Consider the following 11,516-nt stretch of genomic DNA (forward strand, 5'->3'; position numbering starts at 1 on the left):
GGCCGGTCAGCGCTTCAGCTTCGCCGTGACGGTCGCTGGTCTCGCGGTAGATGGCAGAGGCCTGGGTGTGAGCCTCGATCGCCTCCTCGAACCGCTCCCCCTCAGCCAGGGCGAGACCGAGGCTGCTCAGCGTCTGCCCTTCGCCGTGACGGTCGCTGGCTTCGCGACAGATGGCCAGGTCCTGGGTGTAGGCGTCGATCGCCTCCTCAAACCGCCCCACCTCGACCAGCGCGAGACCGAGGTTGTACAGCGCTCTTCCTTCGTCGATTCGGTCGCCGGTCTCGCGGAAGATGTCGGCAGCCTGGATGTGAGCCTCGATCGCCTCCTCGAACCGACGCACCCGCCGCAGCGCGAGACCGAGCCTGTTCAGCGCTCTTGCTTCGCTAGGTCGGTCGCCGGTCTCGCGGAAGATGTCGGCAGCCTGGATGTGAGCCTCGATCGCCTCCTCGAACCGCCCCACCTTAGCCAGTGCGATGCCGAGGCTGTTGAGCGTCTGCCCTTCGCCGTGACGGTCGCTGGCTTCGCGACAGATGACCAGGTCCTGGGTGTAGGCGTCGATCGCCTCCTCAAACCGCCCCACCTCGACCAGCGCGAGACCGAGGTTGTACAGCGCTCTTGCTTCGCTAGGTCGGTCGCCGGTCTCGCGGTAGATGTCGGCAGCCTGGGTATGGGCCTCGATCGCCTCCTCGAACCGCCCTACCTCGACCAGCGCGAGACCGAGCCTGTTCAGCGCTCTTCCTTCGTCGATTCGGTCGCCGGTCTCGCGGAAGACGCCGGCGGCCTGAGTGTAGGCGTCGATCGCCTCCTCGAACCGCCCTACCCACCGCAGGGTGAGACCGAGGCCGTTCAGCGCCATCCCTTCGCGAGGGCGGTCGCCGGTCTCGCGGAAGACGCCGGCGGCCTGAGTGTAGGCGTCGATCGCCTCCTCGAACCGCTCCACCTCGACCAGCTCGATGCCGAGGTTGCTCAGCGCCTGGCCTTCGCCGTGACGGTCGCCCGTCTCGTGGAAGAGGGTGGCGGCCTGGGTGTAGGCGTCGATCGCCTCCTCAAACCGCCCCACCTCGACCAGCGCGAGACCGAGGTTGGTCAGTGCCATTCCTTCGCCGTGCGGGTCGCTGGTCTCATGTAGGAGGGTGGCGGCCTGGGTGTAGGCGTCGATCGCCTCCTCGAACCGCCGCACCTCGACCAGCGCGACGCCGAGGTTGGTCAGCGCCTGGCCTTCGCCGTGACGGTCGCCCGTCTCGTGGAAGAGGGTGGCGGCCTGGGTGTGGGCGTCGATCGCCTCCTCGAACCGCCGCACGTTCCACAGGGCGACCCCGAGATTGGTCAGCGCCATTCCTTCGCCGTGCGGGTCGCTGGTCTCGTGGAGGAGGGTGGCGGCCTGGGTGTGGGCGTCGATCGCCTCCTCGAACCGCCGCACCTCGACCAGCGCGACGCCGAGGTTGGTCAGCGCCCCGCCTTCGCCGTGACGGTCGCCCGTCTCGTGGAAGAGGGTGGCGGCCTGGGTGTGGGCGTCGATCGCCTCCTCGAACCGCCGCACGTTCCACAGGGCGCCGCCGAGGTTGGTCAGCGCCATTCCTTCGCCGTGCGGGTCGCTGGTCTCGTGGAGGAGGGTGGCGGCCTGGGTGTGGGCGTCGATCGCCTCCTCGAACCGCCGCACGTTCCACAGGGCGCCGCCGAGGTTGGTCAGCGCCCCGCCTTCGCCGTGCGGGTCGCTGGTCTCGTGGAGGAGGGTGGCGGCCTGGGTGTGGGCGTCGATCGCCTCCTCGAACCGCCGCACGTTCCACAGGGCGCCGCCGAGGTTGGTCAGCGCCTGGCCTTCGCCGTGACGGTCGCCCGTCTCGCGGCAGATGGCCAGGTCCTGGGTGTGTGCGTCGATCGCCTCCTCGAACCGCCGCACCTGCGACAGAGCGGCACCGAGGCTGTTCAAGGCCTTTCCTTCGCCGGGGCGGTCGCCGGTCTCGCGGAGGTGGGTCAGGACGGTCGTGGCGATTGAGATCCAGTCGTCAAAGTAACGGCGGTAGTTGAGGTAGCCGAAGAGTGAGAAGGCAAGGGAGGTCGTGGTAGCGGGGTGGCCGAGGACTGAAGCGGTGGCGATCAGGTTGGCGTGTTCGGCGTCCAGCCATTCCAGGGCGTGGTTGCGGTTGTTGAAGCGGGGGGAGCGGAGGCTGGGCCGGGTGTCGAGGTGGGTGTCGGCGGCGGCGGTGGTGTCCTGGTAGTGGGTGAAGAGGCGGGTCTGGGCGGTCTGGCGTTGGTCGGGGTTGGCGTAGGTGCGGCCGTGTTCGTCGGCATACAGGCGGACCAGGTCGTGCATCCGCCATCGGCCCCAGATCTGCCCTTGTTCGACCAGGTGCGCGTCGGACAGGTGCTGCAGCAGTTCTTCTGCCCTATCCGCGTCGGTGCCAGCCAGATGGGCGGCGGCGTCGGTGGACAGGTCGGGGCCGGGGTTGAGGGGCAGCAGCCTAAACAGCCGGGCGTGCTCATGCTCGAGGAGCCGGTAGGACAGGTCGAAGGCGGCGCGTACGGCGCGGTCGGGGCGGCGCAGCTTGTCCAGGCGGGTGTGCTCGGCCTGCAGGGCGGTGGCCAGGGAGAATGCGGGGCGGGCGGGCGCGGCAGACAGGAGTGCGGCGGCGATGCGCAGGGCAAGCGGCAGGCCCGCGCACAGCTGCGCAATCCTCGTCGCGGCTTCGGAGTCGTCGGTGATGCGGGTGTCGTCGTCGCGGGCGTGGCGCAGCGCCTGGTCGAGCAGGGTGACGGAGTCAGACGCGCCAAGAGCAACGAGGGGGAGAGGAAGGCGGGCTTCGAGGCCGTCGAGGGTGTGGCGGGAGGTGACCAGGGCGGCGGTCACACCGTCGGTGGGCAGCAGCGGGCGGGCCTGTTCGGTGGTGGAGGCGTTGTCGATGACGACCAGGATCCGCCGCTTCTGTTCGGCGTACTCGGCTAGCACGCTGCGGTACAGCCGCTGCCGGTCCTGCAGACCGTTGGGTATGTGCTCGCCAGGAATGCCGAGAGCGCGCAGCATGCCCTCCAGGGCTCGCTCGGGCGACAGGCGGAGTTTGGGGTCGTAGCCCAACAGGTCGGTGAACAGCACCCCGCCGGGGAACCAGCCCAGTTTCTTCAAAGCCTGGGTGGCGATCTGGACGACCAATTCGGTCTTGCCGATGCCGGCCAGGCCGGACACCGCGGTCACCAGTGCCGCTTGCTGCCTTTCCGTGTCTTCGTCGCGAGGGGCCAGGTTCTCCAGCAGCGTTTTGACGTTTTTGTCGCGTCCGGTGAAGGCGGCAGAGGGGGCGGGCAGGCCGGACAGGGCCGGGGTGATCTGCGGCGGCAGCTGCACGGTGATGTCCCGGCCCTGGATAACCGCGTGGAAGAAGATCCCGCCGCTGATCGTGTTGTCGACCCGGCCGTCCGCCTCGCCCTCATTGGCTGCATCTGGCTTCTGCCCCATGCGGGTCAGCCCCGCACGGGCGAGTGGTTGCTGTCACCGTCATCGGGTCCGGCTGCAGACTGCGTGGCCGCTGGCGGCACGGACGGCGGCGGGGGTGCGGTGGTGAGGGACAGGCCGAAAACGTCCCGAGCTTGGATCACCGGCCCGTGCTGGGTGCCGCCGCTGATGGTGTTGTTCACCGTACTGTCGCCGGTGTGCACCAGCCTGGCCTGCGCGTGCCAGGCTTCAAGACCGGTGCGGAAGCCCGCTTCCAGTGCGGCCCGCACTGCCAGCGCGGTGCTCAGCGCCTGCGCTCGCTGCTGGTCGGCCGGGTCCTGTTCCAGCCGCGCCAGCTCTGCCTCTCCGGAACTGACCGTCGGCGCCTCTGCTCCGCCGCCGTCGCGGCGAAATGGGCGCTGCACCAGAGCCGTCAGCCCCGCCCACATCTGCCGCCCGAATTCCCCGCCGGCTCCACCGGCCAGCGCCGCCAGCAGCCCCACTGACACCGGATCCATCTCACAGCACCTCTACCTTCCGTAAAAAGCTTCCGGACTGGCTTCAACCGCCGCAGCAGTACGACTCTCTGTTTACCTGAAAGGGCGATGTGGTGGCCGGTGAAGCGTCAACTCACGGTCCGGCGCACCGATGTTGGCGGGTTCACCCGTGGGTTTGTGGTGAAGTCGTGGGGTCGGTTTGCAGGGGCTGCTCCAGGAGAGCGCGGGCTGAGTTCGCACAGCGGATCGAGGTCTTCTCGTCCAGCCGAAGACCTCGGCGAGGTGGAGCGGGTCAGGGCCATGGGCGAGTGCTTCCTCAAGCTGTCGGTCGACGCGGAGTTGTTCCAAGGTGGCGGCCTGGCCGCGAAGCGGTGAGGTCAGGGAGACCGCGCTGACCGGGGCGGTGCCCAGGGCGGTGAACTTGTGGATCAGCAGGTGCGGCCAGGCAGCACGCCCCAGCCGAAGCAGGTCGGGCAGCTGCCTGGCGGTTTGCACTTGCCCGCCGGTAGAACGTAGGCCATCACATCGGTGGTAGAGATCGGCCGTCCCGGCGCCGCGGTACCACCACTGGGGCCGCACTGGCCGCGGCGGCGGCCTGCTGGCCGGTCTCCTCGCCGGGGCGCGGGACTTTCTCCGGCTCGGGGATCAGCAGATCGCCGATCTCGCAGCAGAGGACGACGCAGATGACGTCCAGGTCCTCGAGCTTGAGGGAGACCGGCTGGCCGGACCACAACCCGGACATCTTCCCCGCCGAGATCACCAACCCGTGCTCGGCCATGCTCCGTTGGAGCTCGGACGCCTTCCAGATACCCTTGTTCGCGGCGGTCAGCCGCAGGTTCCATCTCATCGGATCAGCCCTTCCAGCCGCTTTGCGGCCCGCTCGCTCCCGGCGGCCCAGGCGTCCTCGACCCGGGTCTGCTGGACGTGGACGTATCGCATCGTCGTGGCGATCCAGGAATGTCCCAAGACCTCCTGAACTGCGAGCAGGTCCAGCCCGTTCTCATAGAGTTGGGACGCGCAGCAATGCCGCATGACATGCGGCGTCAGCTTCTCGCCCCATCCCGGCAGGTGTGCTTGGGCCGCGTCCTTGAGACCCCCGCGCAGGGCGTCGTCGCCGACCCGGCGTGAGGAGCCGTCGGCGTTCTTGCGCTCGGAGGGGAACAGCGGGGCGCCGGGGCGGGTGTGGTCGTCGTCGAACTGGCCCCACACGTCTTCGATGAACCACCGCAGAGTGTGCGGTCGGCGCCGTTGATCAGCGGGACCATCCGCTCGCGCGGCCCGGAGCCGCGGGCGCCCTTGCCGTGGCGGACGTGGAGTTTCCCGAAGCGTCCGAGGTTCCACTTGATGTCGGCCAGGTCGAGCTTGCACGCCTCACTGACCCGCAGGCCGACCTGGGACATCAGCTTCGCCGCGGTGTAGTTCCTGGCGGTAGGGGCGAACTTGCGGCAGGTCGCCAGCTCGCCGCCCCAGCCTGTGAACAGGACCCCGACCTCCGGCCCGGTCGGCGGAATCCGCACCTGGGCGTCCTTCGCGCCGCGCGGCCGGTTCATCTCGTCGATCGGGCACTCGACCACCCGGCCGGTCATCCGGTGGAACTCGACCTTGTGACGCAGCTCCAGGAACATGAAGTACGTCCTCAGCGCCTGCGACCGGGCCAGGCGAGTGCCGCTGAGTGAGTTCCGCAGCACCTTCCCGAAGTACACGTCCGCGTCGGCGGGCTCATGTCCCACAGGGGCCGGCCGAACCAGGTCCTGATCTGCTCCAGGTGCCCGACGTCCCCGCGGATCGTGCCGTCTGCCAGGCCCGCCGAGGCCCGCGCGAGGACGAACCCGGACAGCACGTCAGTCTCGAACCGCTCCAGTTCCTCCGCCGACGCGGGCACCCAGTGCTCACGCAGGTCCCGCACGACTGCGAGTGCCGCCAACCCGAGCCTCCCCGCCTTCGGCCCGACTGCGGATCGGTCGGACGAAGTGAGCACGCTTCAGGAATCGCGAAGTTACGTCACAAGGCCGCAGAGCACCCGAGAGAGGAAGAACCCCTGGCCATAGGGCCAGCGACTCAGCGGGGCTCAGGGGAACTCACGGGATGTCGCGCAAACGCGCGGGCGCGCGAAGAGCGGTCCAGAAAGTCCAGAAACCCCGCGCGCGACGCGGCCCTCTACGCCGGGAGAGGGCGCTGCAGACAAGTAGTCGGCGCGCGGCGTCGCCGGGAGACGGCACTACAGCGCAGGTCGCAGGGGCGCACGGGCTCCCGGCGGCAGAGCTCCGCCGCGACCGGAGGCGCGACTAGAACGGCGACCAGGAGCGCGACCAGAAGCGGCACTAGAGGCGCGACCAGAAGCGCGACCTCGGCTCTACTTCATGCTTCGCCCCCTGGACTGGCTCGGCTGCGGGTGCACGGCGGCGGCCGGCTGGTGCTGAGCGGCCTGCTTCGCCTGCTGGGTCTGCTGGTGGGCGCGGCGCCTCGTCACCTCCCGGTCGTACAGCTCCGGGAACTTCTCGGCGATCGTGGCGCGCAGGGCCTTCTCGGTGCGGGCGTCGGCGGCCTGGCGGCGGTGGCTGGCGGCGTATCCCCGGAAGTCGCCCGCCTTCCGGGTGGCGCGGCCGACGTCGTCACGGTCCTGCTTGTCCATGCTGTGGCCGAGCCGTTCGGCGACGGAGCGCATCTCCACGAGCCGCTCGGCGGCCTTCTCCACGTCGGCGGGCGGCACCGGCGTGCTCGCGACACCGAAGCTCTCCGCGAACCGGCTCTGCTGCACCTGCTCCCATGCCTCCCGCAGGGCCTGCCGGGCGTCCCGCTTCGCGTCGGCCTCCATGTCCAGGTACCCGGCGCGCTCCCCGGACAGGCGCTCGGTCAGCTGGCGGTGCTCCTTCCGCGACGTCAACGCCAGGCGCAGCGCGATGCGGCTCTTGCCCTCGCTCTCGGCGAGCTTGGCGAGCTGCCGGGCGCGGTCGTCGGCGTGGCCGGCCGCGGCGAACGCGGTCTGCAGGTGCTCCCATGCGGTGGCGACATGGGCGTCCGCCTGGTCGAGGACTTCCCCGGCCTCGGTGGCGAACCGCTGCCCACGGGTGGGCTGTCCGGTGGCCTTCTCCTGATCGAGGCGCGCGGCGAGTTCCCGAGCCTTGGTCTCCGCCTCGGCGGCGGTTGCCTCGGCGTCGACGGCGAGCCGGTCGCCCTCGGCGATCAGCCGGTTCAGCTCCTGGGGGGAGACCGTGCCGTAGATGCGCTTCGTCCAGGACGGGACCGCGCGTTCCTCGGCACCGGCCTTGATACGGGCGAGCAGCTGCTTGGCCTTCTCCTCGGAGCGCCGGGCCTGCTCCTCGAGCTGGGCCTCGCTCTGCGCCTGGCGGTGGGAGAGGGACACCGACTTGGCTCGCCCTGCCTGTGCCGTGCGGGTCTGCCGGAGCCTGCGTTCGGCGTCGGCGCGGGCCTCCTCGGCGGACAGGTCGCGCTGCTGGGGGAGCGGTGCGGGGGCCGGCGGTTCCTGCAGGAGGTCGGAGACCATGCCGTCCGGCCGGGACTGTCCCAGGAAGCGGGCGAAGGCGTCGATGGCCCGCTCCAGGCGCTCCTTCTCGGTGCGGGATTCCCCGAGCCGGGCCCGGGTCTTCTCGTCTTCGAGGACGGCCAGCGGCAGCCACAGGTGGTTCTGGCGCCGGGCCCGGGTGATGCCGGGATACGTGGCGAAGGCGTTCGCGCCGTGCCCGTACATGAGCGAGGTGTTGCACGTCAGGCCCTGGCTCGCGGCGATCGTCATCGCGTATCCGAGGGACAGCGCGCCACCGGCGACCTTCTGCGGTGTCACCCAGCCGGACTCATGGCGGTAGCCGCCGGGGGCCTTGGCGTCCCTGACCCGCCAGGTGATCTCGACACGATGGTTGTCGTCCATCGCCGTGATGACAGCCCGGTAGCCGTTGAGCATGTCCGGGCCCTCGCCCCGGCGGCTGCGGTAGTCGTTCTCCCGTACGCGGACGATGTCGCCCACGGCGAGGGTGAGCGTGTCACCGCCGGGCAGGGCGTAGGTGTGCTCGTCGCCAAGTTCCTTGTTCTCGCGGCGGATCGCCTGCGCACCGAGGTTGAGCGCGTCGACGTCGCTGTTGCGGGCGGCGAGCACCACCATGTTGGCGATGAGGTCGTGCGGGTCGGCCCACTCCTGCAGGCGCAGTTCGTCCCACGCCATGAGGATCTGGGAGCGGGCCTCCTCGGCGGTCTCGGCGGGGTGCACGCGCCCGCCCTCGGCGAGCATCCGCAGCGCCAGCTCGTGGTCTCCGGTGCGCCAGACGTCCAACGCGGCCCGTTCGGCGGCGTCCTCCTGGCGGCGGTTCTCGGTGAGGGTGAGCCCGTGGACCAGGCGGTGGACCTCCCTGAACCAGCCGCCGGGGCCGATCGCCTGCAACTGCAGGTGGTCGCCGATGCCGACGACCTTCGTGCCGGTGCGCGCGGCCTCGGCCGTCAGCACGGCCGCCGCGCGGTCGTCCACCATCGTCGCTTCGTCCACGACCAGGACGTCGACGCCGCGCAGCCCGTTGCCGGTCTCGATCTCGCCGAGCCAGGCGGCCACGGTCCGGGCGGGGATTCCGGACGCGTCGGTCAGGTTCTTCGCGGCGACCGCGGCGAGGGTCGCGCCGGCGTACGTGGTGCCGGTGGCGTCCCAGCCGATCCGGCACGCCTCCATGAGAGTGGACTTGCCCGCGCCTGCGACGCCGACGATGGCGTCGATGCCGTGCCCGGCGGTCAGTACCCGGGTCACCGCGGCGGACTGTTCCTCGGACAGGTCGAACCCGGCGGCGACCTGGAAGACGTCGATGGCGGCGGCGGCCTGGTCGCCGGTGAGCTGCACTGCGCCGCTGTCGAACCTCTCCAGCGCCTGGCGGCGGACGCTCTCCTCGGCGTCGAGGATGTCCTGGGTGGTGTAGCGGTCGATGGACGACATGACGGTGGATCCGATGGTGGGCACGCGCACCGCATGGCCCTCGACCGCCAGGACGTCGCCGCACAGCCTCTCCAGGCTGTCCGGGTCGGCGTCGATCCCGAACTCCAGCGCGTTCGCCACGGCGGCCAGGAGCTGCGCGCGGCTGAACGTCTTGTCGTTCGCGGTCAGTCCCTCCTTGGGGTCGCACACGACGGCCGCGATGTCGCCGGGCGGCGGGATGCGCGGGCCGGCGCCGGGCCCGTCGACACCGGCGCCGCCGTCCGGGCCGGGCGGACCGGGGGCAGCCGCGGCCACCATCGCGTCGACGTCGTCGACGACCTGTTCGGCGCGCTGCCTCCAGCTCTCGCGCATCGTGGTCGCGTCGACGTCGAGCTTGTCGCGCTTGGTCGCCATGGAGACGGCCTGCTTCTCCTGGCGGCTGGCGTCGGCGCCGGCCTTCTCGTCAACGAGCGCGGCCCGGCGGGAGAAGTGGTCCCGCACCTGCTCGGGGATGCCGACGATTTCCCAGGCGCCGGTGCGTTCGTTGCGCACGCGCCGGATGCCGAAGTGCTCGTACGTGAGCGCGCGGACGCGGGCCTTGAAGTAGGCGTCCAGGGCGGACGCGTGCAGGTGCAGGTCCTTCCCGCTGTTGGCGATCGACCGCCACTTGCCGTCCTCGCACAGCGCCATGTTGGCGACGTTGACGTGCAGGTGTAGGTGAGGGTCGCCGGGCTCTCCGGCCCGGATCGGGCGGGCGCTCTGGTGCTCGACACTCCAGGCGAGCAGTCCGCCGGTGGCGAGCCGGACCGGTTCGCCGTCCTTGCTGCCGACCGCGTACCCGGCCCACCGCTCCATCTGCCGGAAGGTGTCGTCCTTGGCCTGGTGGACCAGCTCGCGCAGCTTCTCCGCTGGGAGCAGGGCCATCAGGGCCTGCACCACGCTGTCGGACTTGGGGAGGTCGAGGACCACGTCCCAGCCCCGGACACGGTCGTCGACACGGAGGTCTTTGTTCTCCCGTGCCGTGGCGAGTTCCGTTTCGCCATAGACGTCGTCCAGGGAAATCCCGGCGGCACGCGCAAGTTTGTGAAGGGTGGTCACCTGCATGCGGTGCATGTCACCCAGGTGGTGAACGTTGCGCTGCTGCTGCTCTAATACGCGCTTCTGCTTCGGCTTTCCCTCGAACAGTTCGCCCGGCTCAACGCCCCTTTTCTCGGCGGCCTTTTCGATGGCCTCGATAAGCCGGGCGGTGGTCAGCTGAGCCTTTTCGTGTGCGCGCACGGAGGTGCGGGACTTGATCAGGCGGGCGCCGGTCTCAGGGTGGCAGCCTGCCATCAGGAGACGGGCGGCCCGCTTGCCCTCCTCGTCCAGCCCGGCTCCCTCGACAAGCCCGACGGCTTCCAGGCCGCTGCCCATCCAGACCAGAGCGGACCCGCCCTCGGAGCGCAGCCGGTACTCGACGGCCTGGCCCTTGCCGTCGTCCAGGACGACGGTCTGTTCGCCGTAGGACTCGACCACGTCGCATCCGGCCTGCTGCTTGAGCCGGTATTCGACCTGCTCGTCCTCCTCGATCGGCCTGACCCAAGCCACCGGCCGCCCCTCCCCATGCTGTGCTTGTGCTTCTCACCCCGCCTGCTGGGGTTCCCCGCGAGGGGAACCCCCTTTGTCCTCTCCGGTTTTTGGATCACACGTACGTGGCCCTGCTCACCCACCGCACACACGACACGCTCAATGGGACACACAGCCGGCTGTCCAGCCCTGTAGCCGGGAATCATGTGACGTCCCGTATCGGTTCCCGAGCTTCGCCTGGACCTTCTTCCGGGCACTGCGCCCTTGGCTCCGCATCGCGCTCGAGTGCAGCGGTTCTCACCGTCAGGTTGTCGACTCGGCGGCTCGACTCATCGACACGGGCCAGGACTTCAGTCCATTGCTCAGTGGGCATCATGCCTACCTCCGGTGATCCTTGATGCCCGGATGTTGTCCCTGGTCACAAGCCCAGAACGGCCAGGAGCACCGAACGCCTCACGGGGCGGGAAGCGATCTTTTCGGCTTCCCGCGTGGCGGGCGTCTGAGGCCACCACGACGTCCGTCGGCAACGCGGAACGACCAGCCCATCGGGAGGTCCGTGCCGGCCTTGACGCCAACCCTCACGGGGCGGCTGACGTCGGTGCTCTCACGCTCCACAAGCTACGTTCCGTAACTGGTGGAGGCGCGGTCGGCACTGCCGAAGCCCCAATCCGACAGGGATTACAGGGAAAATCGCTGACCTGCGGGAACGCCGACAGGGAAGACGACAGGGCCGTTACAGGGATTACAGGGGAAATGAGATTTCCCCTGTAATCCCTGTCTTTGCCCTGCAGCCTCTGACAGGCGCGAAGTGCCTGGTCAGCGATTTTCCCTGTAATCCCTGTCGCCTCGCGAAGCTCAGCCCCTGCCGGCAGGCACGCTGGTGCGGCCTGCGGTGGCAGTACGGTGAGGTGTTCTGGATCTACTGAGTCCGCGAGATTGGGCCCGGGCATGCACGAGGAGATGGACAGCACGTCGGCGCTGGCGTTGGCGTGCTCGGCCGGGCTGCGGCTCGGAGGGGCCCTCTACTGTCGGCGTCGGCTGAACTCGGACCCGCTTTGGGCGGTTGAAATGTGACCCGGTTGGTGGTCGGTGGGTGGTGGTTCAGTCGTTGTCGGGTGTG

7 protein-coding genes and 1 pseudogene are annotated in these 11,516 nt (G+C 69.7%); all 8 read right to left on the reverse strand.

Annotated elements, in window-relative coordinates:
• The coding region (locus ACFY3C_RS45590) for a tetratricopeptide repeat protein (RefSeq protein WP_390775168.1) at positions 1-3,448 on the reverse strand (3,448 nt) is incomplete at its 3' end.
• Positions 3,449-3,453: 5 nt separating this feature from the next.
• Positions 3,454-3,942, reverse strand: a complete 489-nt coding sequence (locus ACFY3C_RS45595) for a hypothetical protein (protein WP_390775169.1) — start codon at positions 3,940-3,942, stop codon at positions 3,454-3,456.
• Between the two features lie 499 nt (positions 3,943-4,441).
• A complete protein-coding gene (locus tag ACFY3C_RS45600) occupies positions 4,442-4,768 on the reverse strand; it encodes a helix-turn-helix domain-containing protein (protein ID WP_390775170.1) in 327 nt (108 codons plus the stop codon).
• Entirely contained in the window at positions 4,765-4,887 is a 123-nt protein-coding gene (locus ACFY3C_RS45605) for a hypothetical protein (RefSeq protein WP_390775173.1), read from the reverse strand. Before ACFY3C_RS45605 ends, ACFY3C_RS45600 begins: the two co-directional genes overlap by 4 nt.
• A 9-nt stretch (positions 4,888-4,896) precedes the next feature.
• Positions 4,897-5,025 (reverse strand): annotated as a pseudogene (locus ACFY3C_RS45610) (site-specific integrase); the annotation flags it as partial.
• A complete protein-coding gene (locus ACFY3C_RS45615) occupies positions 4,965-5,651 on the reverse strand; it encodes a hypothetical protein (RefSeq protein ID WP_390775174.1) in 687 nt (228 codons plus the stop codon). The gene ACFY3C_RS45615 and the pseudogene ACFY3C_RS45610, both read right to left, overlap by 61 nt.
• A complete protein-coding gene (locus ACFY3C_RS45620) occupies positions 5,558-5,845 on the reverse strand; it encodes a hypothetical protein (RefSeq protein ID WP_390775171.1) in 288 nt (95 codons plus the stop codon). Before ACFY3C_RS45620 ends, ACFY3C_RS45615 begins: the two co-directional genes overlap by 94 nt.
• Before the next feature lie 429 nt (positions 5,846-6,274).
• Complete coding sequence (gene mobF / locus ACFY3C_RS45625) at positions 6,275-10,417, reverse strand: MobF family relaxase (protein ID WP_390775172.1); 4,143 nt, start codon at positions 10,415-10,417, stop codon at positions 6,275-6,277.
• Positions 10,418-11,516: the final 1,099 nt, after the last annotated feature.

The organism is Streptomyces sp. NPDC001410 (genome assembly GCF_042895235.1).
Taxonomy (GTDB): domain Bacteria; phylum Actinomycetota; class Actinomycetes; order Streptomycetales; family Streptomycetaceae; genus Streptomyces.